Source organism: Ensifer sp. SSB1 (genome assembly GCF_016652895.1).
Lineage (GTDB): Bacteria > Pseudomonadota > Alphaproteobacteria > Rhizobiales > Rhizobiaceae > Ensifer.
Genome location: NZ_JAEPRP010000023.1, coordinates 1 through 17815 on the forward strand (window position 1 = coordinate 1; position 17815 = coordinate 17815).

Genomic DNA, 17815 nt, shown 5'->3' on the forward strand with positions numbered 1-17815 from the left:
CTAAGTTCATAACGCAGACCATTGCCTGCAAGCCATTGTGCCGATGTCAGCGTCATGGTTTCCGTCTTGGCGACGGCCGCACCTTCGATGATCAACCAGACACCGGAAGAGGAGTAGTCCTTGACGCGCCCGAAGCTCTCGACCTTGACCTGGCGCGCCAGGTGAACATTGGCCGCACCGAAGGCGAAGTCCTGGGTTTCCACCCGCTCGCCGGCTGCGCCGCGAATGGCGATCGGCGCGGTGATGTCGCCGTAGCCGGGCGTGCTGTTTCGCATCGCATAGAGCACGGCGATTGCAAGCCCACAAAGGAGCAGCGTGCGGAAAGCCGATATCATTGCTCCGTCGTCTCCGCAGCTTGGCTGACCGCCAATTCAACCACCGCAGCCTCGCCGTCGTCGAACCAGTTTGGGGCGCCGTAGAGGTTATCACGTGGCTTGTAGATCTGTTTGCCGATGGACAGCGAAAGCTTGTCCGGCTCCGGACGATCCGTCGGCCACTCCCACACCGCGATCAGCTTCTCCGGCATGTTCGGGTTGACCGCGCTGGCAATCCATTTGTCCCTGGCGAGATAATAGACCGGCTTCGGCGACACGACTTCCTGCCCGTCCCTGATCGTGATCAGGTTCATGAAGGCATTGCTGGTGGCGACCGATCGGTTGTCGAGGTCGAGATCCACCATCAGGAACCGCTTCGGCTCGAATGGCTTGTTGCCGGTCGGCGGCACGGAGGCCATGGTGGCGTCGTTGATCGTCACCAGCCACCGGCCGGTATCGACCGCCTCACCCTTGGCAGCACTTACGGTGGGCGCCGGATTGGCCGCATCATAGACTGCCGTCGCAAAGGAGACTGCAGCCGCCGCCATGCCGCCGATACCGGTGACCAGCATGATCAAAAGGCGCTGCCTGATTTTCGATCGTTGCACGACCGGCATTTGTCCTCCGTCCGCCCTCGGATGTTGCAACCGGAAGATAGGGAGGTTCGCGCGGAAAATCAAAACACGCGTATCGGGGCAAGCGCGTTTGTCGGACCGTCTCAGTTCATCAGTACCTAGATCCGTTGCATCTGGATCGGCACCACCTGACGGCGCGGGTCGGTGTTGGGCGGCCCTTTTTCGAAAGTCGCGCGAATGGGCAAAGGCTCACCGTTTGCTTGCGAGGCCACCATGTGCATCTGCAACCGCTCGCCGCGGCGAACGAACTGGATACTGAAAGGCTTCCCGCCGTAGATGCCGGAAACCGTCGGCATCCACCGCCCCTTGCCGACCGCAAGCTCCACGTCGGCGAACCCTTCAATCTTCACGACGGCCTGCCAGCCCGTGTTGCTCGTGACGGTCAGCAGGTCGCCGTGTCTGACAAAACCGATATAGCACTTGCCGCAGTCCCCGGCCGTCGACGTCAGTTGTCGCCATTGCCCGGCAAAGGCATGGCCATCCGCCTGCGCGGCCACTGCAAGCGCGAGGAACATTAGGCCGGCCATGCCGACCCTGCAGAGAAACTTCACGCCTCAACTCCCTGATCGTCGCTAACCGTCTTTGAGACCGCCATAGGGCACTGCTCGTACATGCACTGATTGCACGATACATCGACAGCAACCCAGATGGAATAGCCGAGATATGGATGCCTGCCTATCGCTTCCCAGGGCCGATTTCCCCCTGCATTGGCGCTTGCCTTCTTGCCACGACGGACGACAATCGAGTGGAGCGGAAAGGGTGAAACCAGATACCGTTTCATCCGCCGTCCTCCGCTTCATGAGGGAGGCCTTTGATGCGAAAGCTGCAATCGCAAGGGGTTCATCACATCACGCTCGTCGGCGCCGACCGACAGACGTCGATCGATTTCTGGGAGGGGCTTCTTGGCATGCCCTTCATCTTCGAGCAGCCGAATCTCGACCGGGCAAGCGAAAGCCACCTCTATTTTGACCCGGGCGATGGCCGGCTGATTACCATCTTCACCGACGAGAACCGCAAGCCCGACCCCGAGCGCACGCCGACGGATATCGGCTGCGTACACCACATCGCCTTTGCCGTTTCGCGCGCGACGTTTACCCAGGCGGTGGAGCGGCTCGACGAGCGAAACATCCGGCACAGTGGCGTCAAGGATCGCGGCTTCATGGATTCGATCTATTTCGAGGATCCGCTCGGGCTGCTAGTCGAACTTGCCTCCTATCGCTTCGAGCCGCCGCCCGGCCACAGCCACGCCGAGGTCCTGATGGAGGCACACAAAGTCAGGGTCGCTCGCGGCGACTACAACATCGCCGAGGTGCACCTGGCCGACGCCATCGAGGCGCTGGTCGAGCGTACCCGGCCGACGCTGTCGCCCGACCGGGAGCCGAAGGATCCTTATCGGTCGCGATAGGCCCTTGGTGGTCCACCGCCTGTCGTTCAACGCACGCGACCGGGCCGGCGAGCGAGCCGGAACCGCAGAATCGCGGGCAAAGGGAGGAGTGACATGTCTGCAATCAAGCTCAACGTGATCAAGCCCAGCGTCAACAACATGACGGCGCGCGTCTTCCTGAGGGCAGCCAAGCTCGATTTCAACGAGCAGGATGTCTACGGCCAGACGCGCACGGCCGAGTATCTGGCGAAAGCGCCTTCGCATCTCACGCCGATGATGGAGACTGCGGACCTGCCCAAAGGCGCACTGTGGGAGAGCTGCGCGATCATGCAGTACCTCTGCAACAAGCACGGGCTCGACCAGTTCTACCCGAAGGCCCCCGAGGCCCGCGCCATGATCGACAGCGCCATGTTCTATCTGATAGGCACCTTCTATCCCTACCTCGCCCGGGCCACCTATCCGGTTTTGAACTTCCCGCTCTATCCGGGCGAAGTTGGTTGCAGCGACGCGGACGCCGAGACGAAGGAGAAGGCGCGCCGCGCAGCAGTCGAGGCGCTTGCCGAGCCGCTTGACGTCTTTCGCACCTTCTATATCGGCGACAAACCCTTCATCGGCGGGGCCAAGCCCTCCATCGCCGACATCCGGCTGGCGGCAACGCTCGAATTCCTGGCAGCGATCGACTACCCATTGCCGGGTTGGGCGAGGACCTATGTCACGAATATGGAGGAGACACTTGGCGACGCCTACACCGGGCCGGCCGCCGATGTGCGCGGCTACATCAGTTACGTGAAGGGGCAAAACTAGACGGGCCTATGCGGGCTCCATCTGCGGCCATTTCCTCATTGAACCAGGAGCACGATGCCGGTTGCGCCGAGCGCCACCGTCCACAGGCGATCGAAGTTGATCCATGTCGAGCGGAGCACCGCAAGGCCAAGCCACTCGAAGACGGCGATCGCCACCACCGCGACGACGGCCAGCATTGCTGCGCCATGAACCGCGACGGCGGCGAACGCGACCGGAAGCGAGCCTGAGATTGCAAGATCGCCAGGGCGATCCGCCACGCAAAGGTTGAGGACCGCCGGCACCAGCATCAGGCCCGCCCCATGGCTCGTCGCCATCAGGAACGACCAGAGGCCGAGACCGGCCATGCCGACCCGCATGCCGACCCTCACCCGATGGCGGTGTCCGTAGAGCGCGCCATAGGCGGCGACACTGAGAATGAGCAGCGCCGCGACCAGCCTGAAATGGAGCGGCTCCAGCACTGCCCCGAACAGGACGACAACCGCCAGCGTCAGGCCGGCCGAGACGGTGTGCCCCACCGCGATCGGCGCAAGCGACAACCAGACGATCCGGCGGCTCTGGCGGTGAAGCCCGAGCGCAACCGCAAACAGCCAGCCCATCGCCGGATTGATGCCGTGAAAGGCGCCGAGGGCAACAATCGAAAGCCACGGCCAGATCGTCGTCATTCGCCCGGACGGCATCGCACGGCCGCCCCTCCCTTAGGGATAGCAATAGGAATCGGAAGAGCAGTCTCCGCCTTCGAGGCGAACCTGGTGCGGGCGATGGCCTTTCGGCCAGTCGACGAAAAATTTCTCGTCGAATCCTATGCCGCCGCCGTCGGCGACATCGAGTTTGACCATCCAGCCGTCGATGCCATCGGGATAGAACTGCGGATCGATGGCGCCGTAGAGCGAATTTGTGAAATAGACCCGCTTGCCGTCCCGGCTGACCTCGACCATTTGCGGCCCGCCGTTCAGGGCGCCATTCGTCGCCTTCGGGTGGCTCGCGCGCGAAACGATGCCGCCGATCCGCACCCGGCCCGTTTCCTTCGGGGCGAAGGGGTCGGAAACGTCGTACTGGATCATGTCGCCGGTGCCCCAGCAGGACACGTAGAGGAAGCGGTCGTCCATCGAGAGATCGATGTCTGTGACGAGCGGCGCAACGGCGCTGAAGCCTTTGAGGACGGGTGGCAGCAGATCCGGATCGGCAGGTTCCGCCGGGATCTCGATCACCTTCTTGACCGCCCAGCGTTCGCCTTCGCGATACCAGGTCCAGATCGATGCCGAGAGGTCCTTCAGGCTGATGACACAGCCGACGAAACCATAGGCCTTGGTCGGGTCGTGCGCCGGGCGCAGTTCGAAAACGAGCTGGTGTTCCTCGCCGAAATCGATCTCCTGCAGGTGCTTGCGCTTGTGCAGGTCCCAGAAATGCAGGCGGCGGCCATATTTCGAGCCGAGCAGCACCTCCGGAACCAGCCCGTTCTCGAAGGTATCCGGCGTACCCCATTCGCTGGTGATCATGGTGTCGTGGCCGAGATGCCACCAGAAATCATAGGCGAGCTTCTGCGGCCCCCTATCCATTTCCCATTGCCCGAGCACGTCGAAACTCTGATGGTCCAAGAGGAAGATGCCGCCTGGCGCCTTGCCGTCGCGATCGGCAAGCGCGTTGACATAAATGCCCTCGGGCCCGCAATGGGTAGTGTGCAGCCGCGAGTAATTTGCCTTCTCGGCGATCTCCGAGGGTTCGATCACGCGGACAATCTTCGGATTGTGCGGGTCCGGCTTGGTGTCGATGATGTGCAGCCGCGAGGACCTCAGCCCCGGCACGACCAGATAGCGGCGCTCGACATGCGGATGCGGTGCATTCGGGCAAAGGCAGGACGAGCACGCATTCCAGCCGAAGTGATGCAGTTCGTCGCCAACGTTCGGCATCTCGACCTGCCCGACGATCTGCGAATAGGTTGATGACGCCGGATCGACGTCGACAACCGCGATTGCATCCGGCCGCCTTCGTTCAGGATCGAACGCCGCAACATAGGCGACGGTTTCCTTTGGGGCCTTGGCCGCCATGCGCGGTGATGGATAAAAGGAAGGATCGGGTCGCCACGTCGCCATTTCCATTCTCCCCGGAGAATTCCCAATGCGCGGATCCTGATGCAGGCTCTGGTGATGCGGCAAAAACGCGTCGGAAATGCGGCCTAGCCGCCATATTTGCCCGATCGAGCGCTTGAAACCGGGTGTGGCGTTGTTGCTGTGGCAGCTGACGGCGCTATCCTATGTCTCGATCCGCAGCTTCATCCGGTCAGCGGCAAAACGGGTGCGCGAGTATTCGATCGGTTTGCCGTCGAGATCGGCGTTGAGCGATTGCGCCTCGAGCACGATTGCGCCAGGGGAGAGCTTCAGCATCGAAAGCTCCTCGGCATCGGCATGGCGGGCGACGATCTCCGTCGAGGCGCGTACATAATCATTCAGGCCGTGGGCTGCAAAGGCCTTGGTGACGGAGTGCAGCCGTTCGAATTCCTCGGCCATGCGCGGGAAGCGATGCGCAGGATAATAGCTCGAGGATACCGAGAGCGGTCGGCCATCGCCGCTGCTGACGGTCCTGAGTTCGATCACCGGATCACCGGGCCTGATGGCAAGCGCGCTCGCCACTTCGCCCGTTGCCAGCAACTCCGTGTGGCCGAGCAGCCGCGAGCCGATTTCCTTCACCTGCTGGCCGAGACCCTGTGAGAATCGCGTGCGCTTCGAGATCGGATAGCTCACCCTTTCCTTGCGCTCGATCATCGTGCCGCGCCCCTGGACCGCGCGCACCAGCCCCTCTTCGGCAAGCGCCGCCAGCGCGCTTCTGACCGTGTGCCGGTTGACGCCGAACTCACCGGCAAGCACCGTTTCCGGCGGCACCATGCCGGTCGCGTCATAGTCGCCATTGCTGATTGCCAGGCGGATCCGGTCGGCGATCTGCCGCCACAAAGCGACGCCGGTCTGGCGCTCCACCACTTTTCGCATTGCCGGGTCTTTTCGCATTGGCATGTCACAAGCCTGTCATTTGCGGACGTTATGGAAAAGTATAAGATGTACAGTTGTCTAGATCAATAGACATTTGAGGTGAAAATGATGGATGCGAAGCTGAAACAGGAAAGTCCGCCGGATCCGGCGCGCAAGAAGGCCATGGGGCTGCTCGCCCGCGCAACCCTCGACGAGCTCACCGCCGCCTGGGAAGCGCTGGCCGACAAGCCGGAGGTTCATCCGGTCCGCGGTCCGGAAACCGGTCTCGTCATGGTCCGTGGCCGCATCGGCGGTAGCGGCGATCCCTTCAATCTCGGCGAGGCGACAGTCTCGCGCGCCACCATCCGCCTTTCGACCGGCGAAATCGGCCACGGCCAGATGCTCGGCACGGATCGGCAGCGCGCACGGCTCGCAGCGATCTTCGACGCATTGTCCCAGCGTGACGGCGACAAGGTCGGCGTCGAGGCTCTGCTTGGCTGCGTTGCCGAACGGCTCGCGCAGGAAGAACGCCGCAAGGCGGAAGAGACTGCGGCAACCCGCGTCGACTTTTTCACCATGGTCCGGGGAGACGACTGATGGCCAGCCAATCGCAGATTTACGCCGGCGCCTTTGCCGATCCGGTCTTTGCTGCCCAATCCGTCTTTCGCGACCTGATGGACGGCTTCGCCCGTCCGGGCACGACCAAGCGCCTCGCTTCGACGAGCACACCGCCTGCTCCACTCGGTGCGGCCGCTGGCGCGGTTGCCCTCACGCTCTGCGACCATGATACGCCCGTCTGGCTGACGCCGGCGCTCGGCAAGTCGGCGGTTCCGCAGTGGATCGCCTTCCATACGGGTGCTGCGGTCACCACCAGCAAAACCGAAGCCCGCTTCGCCTTCATCGAAAAGGCCGCTGCCTTCCCGGGCTTCGACCAGTTCTCGCTCGGCACGCAGGAATATCCGGATCGTTCGACGACGCTCGTCATCGAAGTCGAGGCGCTGACCGGCGGCCAGGCATTCGTCGCCAAGGGTCCCGGCATCAAGGACCAGACGGAACTTGCCGTGAAGGGCCTGCCGGACGTCTTTCTCGAATTCTGGACCGCCAATCGCGCGATCTTTCCGCGCGGCGTCGATCTCGTGCTGACCGCCGGCGACAAGCTTGTCTGCCTACCACGCACAACCCGTCTTTCGCTCAAGGAGGCGTGACCCATGTATGTAGCCGTCAAGGGCGGGGAAGCCGCCATTGCCAATGCGCACCGCCTTCTCGCCGACCGCCGTCGCGGTGACCGCAATCTTCCCTCGATCACCATCGATCAGGTGGTCGAACAGCTGGGCCTTGCCGTCGACCGGGTGATGGCGGAAGCCTCGCTCTATGATCGCGCGCTCGCAGCCCTTGCCGTTCGCCAGGCCCGCGGCGACATGATCGAAGCGATTTTCATCCTGCGCGCCTATCGCACGACGCTGCCGCGCTTCGGCTATTCCGAGCCGGTCGACACCGCCAACATGAAGGTCGAGCGCCGCGTTTCGGCGACCTACAAGGATCTGCCCGGCGGCCAATTGCTCGGCCCTACCTTCGACTACACCCACCGCCTGCTCGATCCCTCCCTGATCTCCGAAGAAACCGTCAAGGAGCCGGCGGTCAAGGAGCCCGGCGAACCCGTTATGCGCGTTTCCGACATTCTCGACGGCGAAGGCCTGATCGAGGGTGACGGCCAGATGCCCGAGGGCCATGTCATGGGCGACCTCACCCGCGAGCCGATGGAGTTCCCGATGGCCCGGGACCTCCGCCTGCAGGCGCTCGCCCGCGGCGACGAAGGCTTCCTGCTGGCGCTCGCCTACTCCACCCAGCGTGGCTACGGCCGCACTCATCCCTTCGTCGGCGAAGTCCGCATCGGCGAAGTGGAGGTCGAACTCGACCTGCCCGAACTCGGCTTTGCCGTCTCACTCGGTTCGATCCGCGTCACCGAATGCCAGATGGTCAACCAGTTCAAGGGCTCTGCCAAGCAGCCGCCGCAGTTCACCCGCGGCTACGGCCTCGTCTTCGGCCAGAGCGAACGCAAGGCGATGTCGATGTCGCTGGTCGACCGGGCGCTCAGGACCGACGAGTTCAACGAGGACATCGTCGCACCCGCCCAGGATCAGGAATTCGTCATTTCGCATGCCGACAACGTCCAGGCGACCGGCTTCGTCGAGCATCTGAAGCTGCCGCACTATGTCGACTTCCAGGCCGAACTCGACCTCGTCCGCCGTATGCGGCGCGCCTACGAGTCGGCCAATGCCGGCGACACGGCGAAGGAACAGCGGGAGGCGGCCGAATGATCGGGCATACCGCCAGCCCCAGCGGTTCAATCGCCGCCACCATCTCCGCCGCCGCAATCGCCACCGTCAGCGGCGGGGGCGAACCCGGCATCTCCGGATCCGTCGTTCTTGCGCGCTCTGCTATCCAGTTCGCGCCGTGGCCGACGGGCTATGCCGAACAGGCCGGCAACCGCAGAGCACAGCACAAAGATCCCAACCACCCAGACGAAAATCTCGCTCAAATCCCGGCCCCATCCGCGGTCGACACACTCAAGGGTAATCGGCGATGAACGACCTTGCTACCTATAATTTCGCCTACCTGGACGAACAGACGAAGCGCATGATCCGCCGGGCAATCCTGAAGGCGATCGCTATTCCCGGCTATCAGGTGCCTTTTGCCTCGCGCGAAATGCCGATGCCCTATGGCTGGGGCACGGGCGGCGTCCAGGTGACGGCCTCGATCCTCGGGCCGCAGGACGTCTTGAAGGTCATCGACCAGGGCGCAGACGACACCACCAACGCGGTCTCGATCCGCGCCTTCTTCCAGAAGGTCGCCGATGTCGCCGTCACCACCCGGACGAAGGAGGCGACGATCATCCAGACGCGCCACCGCATTCCGGAGGAAAAGCTCTCCGAGGGACAGACGCTCGTCTACCAGGTGCCGATCCCGGAACCACTGCGCTTCCTCGAGCCGCGCGAGACCGAAACGCGCAAGATGCATGCGCTCGAGGAATACGGGCTGATGCATGTGAAGCTCTACGAGGACATCGCCCGCAACGGCCACATCGCAACGACTTATGCTTATCCGGTCAAGGTCGAGGGCCGCTACGTGATGGACCCGTCGCCGACGCCGAAGTTCGACAATCCGAAGATGCACATGTCGGAAGCGCTGCAGCTCTTCGGCGCCGGCCGCGAAAAGCGGATCTACGCCGTGCCGCCCTATACCGAAGTGGTCAGCCTCGACTTCGACGACCATCCCTTCGAGATCCAGAGCTTCGATAAGCCCTGCGCCCTCTGCGGCGCCGAGGACGTCTATCTCGACGAGGTGATCCTCGACGACAAGGGCGGGCGCATGTTCGTCTGCTCCGACACCGATCATTGCGAAGACCGCCGCGCCTGCGGCCATGCAGGTCACATGCTCGCCCGAAAGGAGGCCGCAGAATGAGTACGCTCCCGCTTCTGAAAGTGAACGACGTCTCGAAGTTCTACGGAAGCCGCATCGGCTGCCGCAACGTCTCCTTCGAGCTCTATGCCGGCGAAGTGCTCGCCATCGTCGGTGAATCCGGCTCGGGCAAGACGACGCTTTTGTCGTGCCTCTCGACCCGCCTGATGCCGACCTCCGGCATCGTCGAATACCACATGCGCGACGGCCAGTACCGCGATCTCGCCCGCATGGGCGAGGCCGAGCGCCGGTTCCTGATGCGCACCGACTGGGGCTTCGTGCACCAGAACCCGGCCGATGGCCTGCGCATGACGGTTTCGGCCGGCGCCAATGTCGGCGAACGGCTGATGGCCGTCGGCGATCGCCATTATGGCAATATCCGCGCCACCGCCAGCGACTGGCTGGAGCGGGTGGAGATCGGCGTCGACCGCATCGACGACCAGCCGCGCGCCTTCTCGGGCGGCATGCGTCAGCGCCTGCAGATCGCCCGCAACCTCGTCACCTCCCCGCGCCTCGTCTTCATGGACGAGCCGACCGGCGGCCTCGACGTTTCGGTTCAGGCGCGCCTGCTCGATCTGGTGCGTGGCCTCGTGCATGACCTTGGCCTTGCCGCCATCATCGTCACCCACGATCTCGCCGTCGCCCGCCTTCTCTCGCACCGCATGATGGTGATGAAGGACGGCGCCGTCATCGAACAGGGCCTGACCGACCGCGTGCTCGACGATCCGCGCGAGCCCTATACCCAGCTCCTCGTCTCCTCGATCCTGCAGGTGTAATCATGGCAACTCCTCTCGTTGTTTCCGAAGTCGCAAAAAGCTTCACCATGCACCTGCGCGACGGCGTCCGCCGGCCGGTCGTCGCCAACGTCTCCTTCTCGGTGAAGGCCGGCGAATGCGTCGTTCTCGGCGGCCCCTCCGGTGTCGGCAAGAGCTCGATCCTGAAAATGCTCTACGGCAATTATGGCGTGGACGAAGGCCAGATCCTGATGGATCACGACGGCAAACTCGTGAATCTCGCAACCGCCGAGCCGCGCACCGTGCTCGAAGTCCGGCGCACGACGCTTGGCTATGTCAGCCAGTTCCTGCGAGTCGTGCCGCGCGTCTCCTCCCTCGACATCGTCGCCGAGCCGCTGCAGGCCCGCGGTACGCCGATCGAGGAAGCCCGCACACGCGCAGCCGAACTCCTGAGCAAGCTGAACCTGCCGCGCGAACTCTGGGGCCTGCCGCCGGCGACCTTCTCCGGCGGCGAGCAGCAGCGCGTCAACATCGCCCGCGGCTTCATCACCGAGCACAAGATCCTGTTGCTCGACGAGCCGACCGCTTCGCTCGACGCGAAGAACCGGGCGGTCGTGGTCGAGCTGATTGCCGAGAAGAAGGCCAAAGGTACGGCACTGATCGGCATCTTCCATGACGAGGAAGTGCGCGATGCCGTTGCCGACCGCATCCTCGATGTCTCGGCCTTCTCACCGCGAAAGGCCGCCGCATGAGCCAGAAGCTCGGGCTCGAGCCCTTCATCCACCCGACAGCGAGCGTCAACAATTCGACGCTCGGCCGCTACACCGAAGTGCAGGAGCGCTCGCGCCTCGACGAGGTCGAGTTCGGCGACTACTCCTACATGATGCAGGACGGTTCGATCTGGTGTGCGACGATCGGCAAGTTCGTCAATATCGCCGCCGCCGTGCGCATCAACGCCACCAACCACCCGACCTGGCGCGCAACGCTGCACCATTTCACCTATCGCGCGCCGAATTATTGGGACGACACCGAACTCGACCACGACCTTTTTGCCTGGCGGCGGTCGAACCGGGTGACGATCGGCCATGACGTCTGGATCGGCCACGGCGCCACCATCTTGCCGGGCGTCACCGTCGGCAATGGTGCTGTCATCGGCGCCGGCGCTCCCCGGTGAAGGGCGCAGGCCCTGTTCACGGTAAATAAGGGGCTCAGCCCGTTGAAGNCGCCGGCGCGGTCGTCTCGAAGGATGTCGCCCCTTACACCATCGTCGGTGGCGTTCCGGCGAAGCTCATCCGCGACCGTTTCAACGAAGGCGTCGGCGAGCGGATGGACGCGCTTTCCTGGTGGGATTGGGACCACCAGCGCCTGCGCCGCGCACTCGACGATTTCCGCGAGTTGACAGCCGAGGAATTTTTGGTGCGTTATGCATAAGTGACCGGGCGCCGTGCGAAGGTTCGGCGCCCTTTCGAGTTAGGGAGGGCATCGATCTACGGCCCGTTCACCAGTCTCAGGATCAACTGGTGAATATTGCCGCCATCGGTCAGTTCCACCTGGTCGAACTCGCGGCTGCGCTGGCGCTGCGTCTGCGAGAGCGCACCGAGGCGCTTGGTCATTTCCGCCCGGATCTTCTGGCACTTCGGGTCGTCAGGAACGGAGAACCCCAGCGTTGCCTGCTCGATCGCGCGCACCATCTCCTTGATGAAATCGCCGTGCACGAGCTCATGCTTGCGAACGCCGTCAATGAAGATCTCCCAGTTTTCGCGTGTGCCCGAAGGCAGCGGCTTGGCGGGTTTCGGCAGCGTGTAGGTGATGATCAGCTTCGGCTTTGCCACCGTCAGCACACAGGCGCCGCTCTGCTGCTCATACTTCCGCGTCCAGGTCAGTTTGAAATTTGTATGGGCGATCGCCCGGCCGATTCCGGCTTTCGGACCACGTTCGCCGATCGAGGCGTAGAGCTCGGCACCCGTCTGGCCGTTGATGATGTAAGGCGCCTCCTTCTCGGCCGGCTGCCATTCGGCAGCTGCGAGCCGCGGCATGCAGGAAAGGCAAAGAGCAACGACGCCCAGACAAATGCTTTTGTTCAATCCGAACCCTCGACCCTTGCCCCTTTCGGCGCGCCATTCCCGACCGCATTCCTTAAACGCGAATCGGCGGATGGCAACAGGTCAAAATGCAAAGGCACCGCACGCCTTCTGAGCGCGCGGTGCCTTTGTCGTCTTATCCGGTCTTTGGCGCCCGTCGTGGGAGGTGCGACGTGTCGCCAACCGACGTTAGTTGACCGCAGTCAGCGTCATCGACGTGCCGGTTGCGGCGAGGTTGAGGCCGATCTGGCCGGTCAGGCTGATCGTCTGCAGATGGATCGAGCCGGACGTGCCGCCCACCAGGATGTTGGCGCCAATGCCGGCGCCGACGGTGGCTTCGGCGGTTGCCCCCTGGTAGAGGCCACCGAGCGAGCCGTGGTGGTAACCCGCCGTCGGCGCGAACACGGCCCAGATCAGGCGGCTCTGCGTCGTGAAGCCGACATCGACGCCCATCTTGCGGATGGCGCCGGAGTAGTGATCAGACGCTTCCGCGCCCATGGTCGAGCGGAAGACGCAATCGACTTCCTTGGCAGACCCAAGCACATAGCCGACACCGCCGGCGATGTTGCAGTCAAGGTAGCCGATCTTGACGCCATTGCTGGTGTCCGGCTCCGGCTGCGGTTGAACTGTCGCGAGATCGGCAGCATTTGCGGCGATCGCGCCAGCGAGAACCAGAGACGCTGCGGAAACCTTCACGGCAAAACTCTTTTTCATTCTTGTCTCCTTCTCGGAACGTCAGAAATGATTGGCATTTGACCGGCGGCACGCGAACTCAAGAACACTTAGCGCACGCCGCAGGAAAGCAAAGCCATAGCCCGCCTTCGGGCAATTCCGTGGCAAGTTTTGGTTAGCCGAGAAAATTGATGGGGTTTCCCCAACGATGACCAGAGATTGTGTTGAAAAAGCCACGACCGCGGGCGCGCTCCGGCGTGGTTTGCTATCCCCAAGGCCCGCAGAACAGGCCGTCCAAAGGCGGAAAGTTCGCCCTGGCAAAAAGGCGGCACTCACGCGCGCGATTTGCGACCGGACGGCGCGACTACCACCCGATCGCAGGTATCGAAACGTCAATCCTTAGCGGCGCTGCCCCAGGAAGCCGTCGGCAACACGGGCCGTCAGCGCCAACGAGACCGCGCCGGCGTCCGGATGGCCGATGCTCTTTTCGGCGAGCGGGCGCGCCCGGCCGAGCTTCGGCGTCAGACTGGAGGTCGCCTCGGCCGCATCGGTTGCAGCCTTGGCGGCAACCTGCCACGCCTCGATCAGGCGCTTGCCGGCAGCAAACTCGCGCTCCAGGGCCTCGACGAAGGGCACCAGCGCATCGACGAGCGTCTTGTCGCCGACGCGCGCACGGCCGAGGCGCGTGACGCCATCGAGCGCCAGGCGTGCGCCATCGACGATGGCAGCATCCGAAGGTGCCGTCTCGTCGTCAAAGGCATTGCTCCACGAACGCAGCAACAGGCCCCAGATCGCGCCCGACGTGCCGCCGGCGCGATCTGCCCAGGCATCGCCCGCCGCAGCCAGGACACTTGCTGCACCAGCGCCGGCAGCAACCGCCGCCTTTGCCGCCTCGTCGGCTGCGGCCGAACCGCGGCGCATGCCCTGTCCGTGGTCGCCATCGCCGGCGAAGGCATCGATGCGGCCGAGTTCCTCTTCGGCCTGCTTCAGCGCTTCGGCGAGCTCAGCGATCAGCTGCGCAATGCACTTGCCGCTTTCCTTCGAGGCATCGGAGGCAGGACCGAACGTCAGCGGGCCGTCCTCGTTCTCGATCTCGTCCGTTGCGGGCTCGGCCGCGATGATCGTGCCCTTGCGCAGCACCGGTGCGTCGCAGGCAGCGCACCAATAGGTCTCAAGTTCGTCGTTCAGCCACATCAGTGTCAGCGAGCAGCCCTGCATGTCCAGGCTGGTGACGAATTCACCGCATTCGGGATCGACGATCTCGAGGCCTGCCGCCTTCAGTTCCTTCTCGATCGCGACCCAAAGCACGAAGAGTTCCTCGTACTTCGTCGAACCGAGACCGTTCAGGAGAGGCGCAACCTTGCGGACATCCGCCGGACGCTCGGCCAGCAGCTTGCCGACAAGAAGCCTGGCGAACTCGCTCGCCGAAACCATCTTTTCTTCGCGGATGCCCGGCTCACCGTGGATGCCGAGACCAAGCGCCATCTCGCCCTTCGGCACGGTGAAGAGCGGCGCCTTGGCGCCCGGAAGTGTGCAGCCGCCGAAGGCGACCCCGAAAGAAACCGTGCGATCGTTGGCAAGGCGGGTGACGCGCTCGACCTCATCCAGATTGAGGCCGGCTTCCGCAGCCGCCCCCGCAATCTTGAAGACGACGAGGTCGCCGGCAATGCCGCGGCGCTTGGCCGGCGTTTCGGCCGATGCGCTGGCAACGTCGTCCGTCACCGGCACGATGCGCACGTCGATGCCTTCAGCGCGCAGGCGCTCGGCCGCGACACCGAAGTTCAGCACGTCGCCGGCGTAGTTACCGAAGCCGAGCAGCACGCCACCGCCCTGACTCGCCTGACGGCAGACGCGCGCAACGGCCGCGGTCGAGGGAGAAGCGAAAACGTCGCCGGCAACGGCCGCATCCGCCATGCCCGGCCCGACATAGCCGGCAAAAGCCGGATAATGCCCGGAGCCGCCGCCGATGACGACGGCGACCTTGCCCTTCGGCACCTTGGTCGAGCGTACGACGCCGCCCTTCACGAGACGGACATTGCGCGCGTAGATCGAACTGAACCCGGCAAGCGCGGTCGTGGCGAACTCTTCCGGTGCGTCAAAGATGGTGGTCATCGCGTCTCTTCCCTTATTCGCGAGGCAGGATGCGCCTCAGATAGTCCCGGTTGGCAGCGCTGACGGAGAGACCGTCGCCGCCGTAATGTTCGCAAAGGAACGGGCTGTTGTAGCCGTGGGCAAGCGCCATGCGGATCGCCGCGCGGTAGTTGATCACACCGAACTCCAGCGGCGCCGGATGGGTGACCACCAGGCCCGACGTCTCGTCCTCGGTGCGGTTGTAATTCTTGACGTGCCAATACTTGGCGAAGGGAGCAACCTTGGCCATCATCTGTTGCCAGTGCTCGACCGGACGGTGGAGACGAATGAGGTTGCCGAGATCGGCATTGATGCCGACATTCTGCAAGCCGACATCGGTAACGAAGCGGACGGCGCTGTCGGCCGAGCCGATATAGGTATCCTCGTACATTTCGAGCGCCAGCTCGATACCGAGTTCCTCGGCATGGCGGCCGAGTTCACGAATGCGCTGAACGGCCTTCTGCCAGATGGCGGGGTCTTCAGGGTTTTTCACGCCGTCGACCGTCCAGAACCAGAGCGCCTTCTTCTGTGCCTCTGTCAGCGGGCCAAAGAAGCCGAAGGAAACGGAGCCTGCGCCGATGGCCGCCGCGGTTTCGATGACCCGGTGGCCGTAGGCGAGGTACTCGTCGCCATGCTCCGGGTCGATCACGCTACGCCGCGACGTCGAGATCGCCGGCATGGTGAGGCCGAGGTCACGGGTCAGCTTGACGAAACTATCGAGCCGCTCCGACGAGAGATCGGCGAGCCGGATCCAGCTGTCGGTCGGGTCGAGTTCGGTGAAGCCTGCATCAACGACGTCGGCCAGCGTTTCGGCCCATTGTTCGGCTGATTGCTCCTGCACCGAGCTGCCGTCCGCCAGCACGTTCGGATACTGGATCATGGCGGCCGCGATCGGCCAGGTTTCACGGGTCCATTTGCGCGATGTGTTCGCCATGGCTCTCTCCTCGCCATTCGCAAGATCATTTCAACGCTTCAGCGAAACGATGAAATGATCCAACTCTTTGAAGCAACGCAACTGCGAATGGAAAGCTGCGAGACTTTTTTTCCTGGAATTGCGTGTGGTCGTCGGGGTGCGACGGCTCCGTCAAGCCGCCGCGCTGCCGTCACCATGCGGGTGGGCGTCATGCTTGCGCTTGCGAACCAGGCCGATCAGTCCGAAGACGAGCGGCGACAGCAGAAGGGCAAGGGCAAGCGCCATCAGCGAGGAAACCAGCGGGTTCGACCAGAAGATGTTCAGGCTACCGCTGGAGAGAAGCATCGACTGGCGGAAGGCATCTTCAGCCTTGTCGCCAAGCACCATGGCAAGAACCAGCGGCGCCAGCGGGTAATCAAGCTTCTTGAACACGTAGCCGAGCAAGCCGAAGCCGATGACCAGGAAGATGTCGAAGACCGAATTTGCCACCTGGTAGGCGCCGGAGAAGATGACGGCGACGATGATCGGGCCGATGATCGCAAAAGGCACGCGCAAGATCGAGGCATAGAGCGGCACGGTAGCGATCACCAGGAAGACGGCGACCACGTTGCCGAGATACATCGAGGCAATGAGGCCCCAGACGAAATCCGGCCGCTCGGTGAAGAGCATCGGACCGGGCGTCAGGCCCCAGATCATCAGGCCGCCCATCATGACGGCGGCCGTTGCCGAACCGGGGACGCCAAGAGCCAGCATCGGAAGCAGCGCCGATGTGCCGGCGGAATGGTCGGCGGTTTCGGGTGCGACGACGCCACGCGGATCGCCCTTGCCGAACTTCGACTTGTCGCGCGCCGAGCGGCGGGCAACGCCGTAGCTCATGAACGAGGCGGCCGTCGGGCCGGCCGGCGTGATGCCCATCCAGATGCCGATGATCGTCGAGCGCAGGATCGTGAACCAGTAGCGTGGGATCTCGACCAGCGTGCGGCCGATCTCGACGAGCTTGACGCGCGCCTTGATGCCCTCGAAGCGCAGGCCTTCTTCCGTCGTCAGCAGGAGTTCGCCAATGCCGAAGAGGCCCATGACGGCGATCAGGAAGCTGACGCCCTTGATCAGGGTCGGGATATCGAAGGTGAGGCGCAAGTCGCCGGAGATCGTGTCCATGCCGATGGAGGCAAGCGCGAAGCCGAGCATCATCGAGACGAGCGTCTTGAAGGGCGATTGCGCACCCATGGAAATGAAGCTTGCGAAGGCGAGGAAATAGACCGCGAAATATTCGGGCGAAGAGAAGCGCAGCGCGAAGTTTGCGACCCAGCCGGAGAGCAGCGTGATCATGACGACGCCGGCGAGCGCGCCGATGCCGGCCGACACGAAGGCGAGCGTCAGGGCACGACTTGCCTGCCCGGCTTTCGCCATCGGGTAGCCGTCGAAGGTCGTCGCCACCGACGAGGGTTCGCCGGGAATGTTGAAGAGGATGGATGTGGTCGACCCGCCGAAAAGTGCGCCCCAATACATGCAGGAGAGCAGGATGATGGCGGAGATCGGGTCCATCGAGAAGGTCAGCGGCAACAAGAGCGACACGCCGTTCGGCGCGCCGAGGCCCGGCAGCACGCCGACCAGAATGCCGAGCGTGACGCCGACCATCATCAGCAGGATATGGTTCCAGCTGAGGATGTGGCCGAAGCCATCGATCAGGAGACCGATATTTTCCATGTCATTCCTCCCGGGGCTCAAA

At 63.5% G+C, this 17815-nt stretch carries 19 protein-coding genes and 2 pseudogenes; 10 read left to right on the forward strand and 11 right to left on the reverse strand.

Annotation, left to right across the window (positions count from 1 at the left end):
• From I8N66_RS08205 to I8N66_RS08215, 3 genes and pseudogenes are all read right to left on the reverse strand, one after another.
• Nucleotides 1-335 (reverse strand): annotated as a pseudogene (locus I8N66_RS08205) (hypothetical protein); the annotation flags it as partial.
• Nucleotides 332-922 (reverse strand): hypothetical protein, encoded by a 591-nt coding sequence (locus I8N66_RS08210; RefSeq protein WP_291151985.1) that lies wholly within the window; start codon nt 920-922, stop codon nt 332-334. The pseudogene I8N66_RS08205 and the gene I8N66_RS08210, both read right to left, overlap by 4 nt.
• Nucleotides 923-1047: 125 nt before the next feature.
• The gene (locus tag I8N66_RS08215; RefSeq protein WP_291151988.1) at nt 1048-1464 is read right to left on the reverse strand and encodes a hypothetical protein; all 417 of its coding nucleotides are present in this window, start codon (nt 1462-1464) and stop codon (nt 1048-1050) included.
• Between the two features lie 299 nt (nt 1465-1763).
• On the opposite strand from I8N66_RS08215, the gene I8N66_RS08220 reads away from it, so the two are divergent.
• Together I8N66_RS08220 and I8N66_RS08225 are read left to right on the forward strand one after the other, a co-directional pair.
• The gene (locus tag I8N66_RS08220; RefSeq protein WP_291151991.1) at nt 1764-2354 is read left to right on the forward strand and encodes a VOC family protein; all 591 of its coding nucleotides are present in this window, start codon (nt 1764-1766) and stop codon (nt 2352-2354) included.
• 93 nt (nt 2355-2447) lie between these two features.
• Nucleotides 2448-3137: a glutathione S-transferase family protein gene (locus I8N66_RS08225; protein ID WP_291151994.1), complete on the forward strand. Its 690-nt coding sequence runs from the start codon at nt 2448-2450 to the stop codon at nt 3135-3137.
• A gap of 35 nt (nt 3138-3172) precedes the next feature.
• Here I8N66_RS08225 and I8N66_RS08230 read toward each other — a convergent pair whose 3' ends face one another.
• The 3 genes from I8N66_RS08230 to phnF all read right to left on the reverse strand — a co-directional run bounded on the left by I8N66_RS08230 (nt 3173) and on the right by phnF (nt 6118).
• Entirely contained in the window at nt 3173-3799 is a 627-nt protein-coding gene (locus I8N66_RS08230) for a hypothetical protein (protein ID WP_291152128.1), read from the reverse strand.
• Between the two features lie 33 nt (nt 3800-3832).
• Complete coding sequence (locus tag I8N66_RS08235; protein WP_291151997.1) at nt 3833-5227, reverse strand: selenium-binding family protein; 1395 nt, start codon at nt 5225-5227, stop codon at nt 3833-3835.
• A 159-nt stretch (nt 5228-5386) separates the two neighbouring features.
• Nucleotides 5387-6118, reverse strand: a complete 732-nt coding sequence (gene phnF / locus I8N66_RS08240) for a phosphonate metabolism transcriptional regulator PhnF (protein WP_291152131.1) — start codon at nt 6116-6118, stop codon at nt 5387-5389.
• Nucleotides 6119-6226: 108 nt separating this feature from the next.
• Between phnF and phnG the strand changes: the two genes are divergently transcribed.
• The 8 genes and pseudogenes from phnG (at nt 6227) to I8N66_RS08280 (ending at nt 11721) form a co-directional block, all read left to right on the forward strand.
• A complete protein-coding gene (phnG, locus tag I8N66_RS08245) occupies nt 6227-6694 on the forward strand; it encodes a phosphonate C-P lyase system protein PhnG (protein ID WP_291152134.1) in 468 nt (155 codons plus the stop codon).
• On the forward strand, nt 6694-7302 hold the full coding sequence (gene phnH / locus I8N66_RS08250; protein WP_291152000.1) for a phosphonate C-P lyase system protein PhnH: 609 nt from the start codon (nt 6694-6696) through the stop codon (nt 7300-7302). The genes phnG and phnH overlap by 1 nt, the downstream gene beginning before the upstream one ends.
• 3 nt (nt 7303-7305) lie before the next feature.
• Nucleotides 7306-8415 (forward strand): carbon-phosphorus lyase complex subunit PhnI, encoded by a 1110-nt coding sequence (locus I8N66_RS08255; protein ID WP_291152003.1) that lies wholly within the window; start codon nt 7306-7308, stop codon nt 8413-8415.
• Nucleotides 8412-8684 carry a hypothetical protein gene (locus tag I8N66_RS08260; RefSeq protein ID WP_291152006.1) on the forward strand — a complete coding sequence of 91 codons (273 nt, stop codon included), beginning with the start codon at nt 8412-8414 and terminating at the stop codon, nt 8682-8684. The genes I8N66_RS08255 and I8N66_RS08260 overlap by 4 nt, the downstream gene beginning before the upstream one ends.
• Nucleotides 8681-9559, forward strand: coding sequence for an alpha-D-ribose 1-methylphosphonate 5-phosphate C-P-lyase PhnJ (locus I8N66_RS08265; RefSeq protein WP_291152009.1), 879 nt, complete (start codon nt 8681-8683; stop codon nt 9557-9559). Before I8N66_RS08260 ends, I8N66_RS08265 begins: the two co-directional genes overlap by 4 nt.
• Nucleotides 9556-10332: a phosphonate C-P lyase system protein PhnK gene (gene phnK, locus I8N66_RS08270; RefSeq protein WP_110880800.1), complete on the forward strand. Its 777-nt coding sequence runs from the start codon at nt 9556-9558 to the stop codon at nt 10330-10332. Before I8N66_RS08265 ends, phnK begins: the two co-directional genes overlap by 4 nt.
• A gap of 2 nt (nt 10333-10334) precedes the next feature.
• Nucleotides 10335-11042 (forward strand): phosphonate C-P lyase system protein PhnL, encoded by a 708-nt coding sequence (phnL, locus tag I8N66_RS08275; protein ID WP_291152015.1) that lies wholly within the window; start codon nt 10335-10337, stop codon nt 11040-11042.
• Nucleotides 11039-11721, forward strand: a pseudogene (locus I8N66_RS08280) (DapH/DapD/GlmU-related protein). The gene phnL and the pseudogene I8N66_RS08280 overlap by 4 nt, the downstream one beginning before the upstream one ends.
• Before the next feature lie 56 nt (nt 11722-11777).
• Here I8N66_RS08280 and I8N66_RS08285 read toward each other — a convergent pair.
• The 5 genes from I8N66_RS08285 to I8N66_RS08305 form a co-directional block, all read right to left on the reverse strand.
• On the reverse strand, nt 11778-12326 hold the full coding sequence (locus I8N66_RS08285; RefSeq protein WP_113538796.1) for a DUF922 domain-containing protein: 549 nt from the start codon (nt 12324-12326) through the stop codon (nt 11778-11780).
• A gap of 234 nt (nt 12327-12560) precedes the next feature.
• Nucleotides 12561-13085, reverse strand: a complete 525-nt coding sequence (locus I8N66_RS08290; protein WP_113538756.1) for a DUF992 domain-containing protein — start codon at nt 13083-13085, stop codon at nt 12561-12563.
• Nucleotides 13086-13442: 357 nt separating this feature from the next.
• Entirely contained in the window at nt 13443-15155 is a 1713-nt protein-coding gene (locus I8N66_RS08295; RefSeq protein WP_291152020.1) for a dihydroxyacetone kinase family protein, read from the reverse strand.
• A gap of 13 nt (nt 15156-15168) precedes the next feature.
• Nucleotides 15169-16107 (reverse strand): sugar phosphate isomerase/epimerase family protein, encoded by a 939-nt coding sequence (locus I8N66_RS08300; RefSeq protein WP_113538758.1) that lies wholly within the window; start codon nt 16105-16107, stop codon nt 15169-15171.
• Between the two features lie 150 nt (nt 16108-16257).
• Entirely contained in the window at nt 16258-17793 is a 1536-nt protein-coding gene (locus I8N66_RS08305; protein WP_291152025.1) for a tripartite tricarboxylate transporter permease, read from the reverse strand.
• Nucleotides 17794-17815 lie beyond the last annotated feature (22 nt).

Excerpts from the sequence above, each read along its gene's own strand:
- I8N66_RS08215 (WP_291151988.1), bottom strand. The coding sequence starts at position 1,464 with ATGTTCCTCGCGCTTGCAGTGGCCGCGCAGGCGGATGGCCATGCCTTT.
- I8N66_RS08220 (WP_291151991.1), top strand. The coding sequence starts at position 1,764 with ATGCGAAAGCTGCAATCGCAAGGGGTTCATCACATCACGCTCGTCGGC.
- I8N66_RS08225 (WP_291151994.1), top strand. The coding sequence starts at position 2,448 with ATGTCTGCAATCAAGCTCAACGTGATCAAGCCCAGCGTCAACAACATG.
- I8N66_RS08230 (WP_291152128.1), bottom strand. The coding sequence starts at position 3,799 with ATGACGACGATCTGGCCGTGGCTTTCGATTGTTGCCCTCGGCGCCTTT.
- I8N66_RS08235 (WP_291151997.1), bottom strand. The coding sequence starts at position 5,227 with ATGGCGACGTGGCGACCCGATCCTTCCTTTTATCCATCACCGCGCATG.
- phnF (WP_291152131.1), bottom strand. The coding sequence starts at position 6,118 with ATGCGAAAAGTGGTGGAGCGCCAGACCGGCGTCGCTTTGTGGCGGCAG.
- phnG (WP_291152134.1), top strand. The coding sequence starts at position 6,227 with ATGGATGCGAAGCTGAAACAGGAAAGTCCGCCGGATCCGGCGCGCAAG.
- phnH (WP_291152000.1), top strand. The coding sequence starts at position 6,694 with ATGGCCAGCCAATCGCAGATTTACGCCGGCGCCTTTGCCGATCCGGTC.
- I8N66_RS08255 (WP_291152003.1), top strand. The coding sequence starts at position 7,306 with ATGTATGTAGCCGTCAAGGGCGGGGAAGCCGCCATTGCCAATGCGCAC.
- I8N66_RS08260 (WP_291152006.1), top strand. The coding sequence starts at position 8,412 with ATGATCGGGCATACCGCCAGCCCCAGCGGTTCAATCGCCGCCACCATC.
- I8N66_RS08265 (WP_291152009.1), top strand. The coding sequence starts at position 8,681 with ATGAACGACCTTGCTACCTATAATTTCGCCTACCTGGACGAACAGACG.
- phnK (WP_110880800.1), top strand. The coding sequence starts at position 9,556 with ATGAGTACGCTCCCGCTTCTGAAAGTGAACGACGTCTCGAAGTTCTAC.
- phnL (WP_291152015.1), top strand. The coding sequence starts at position 10,335 with ATGGCAACTCCTCTCGTTGTTTCCGAAGTCGCAAAAAGCTTCACCATG.
- I8N66_RS08285 (WP_113538796.1), bottom strand. The coding sequence starts at position 12,326 with ATGCCGCGGCTCGCAGCTGCCGAATGGCAGCCGGCCGAGAAGGAGGCG.
- I8N66_RS08290 (WP_113538756.1), bottom strand. The coding sequence starts at position 13,085 with ATGAAAAAGAGTTTTGCCGTGAAGGTTTCCGCAGCGTCTCTGGTTCTC.
- I8N66_RS08295 (WP_291152020.1), bottom strand. The coding sequence starts at position 15,155 with ATGACCACCATCTTTGACGCACCGGAAGAGTTCGCCACGACCGCGCTT.
- I8N66_RS08300 (WP_113538758.1), bottom strand. The coding sequence starts at position 16,107 with ATGGCGAACACATCGCGCAAATGGACCCGTGAAACCTGGCCGATCGCG.
- I8N66_RS08305 (WP_291152025.1), bottom strand. The coding sequence starts at position 17,793 with ATGGAAAATATCGGTCTCCTGATCGATGGCTTCGGCCACATCCTCAGC.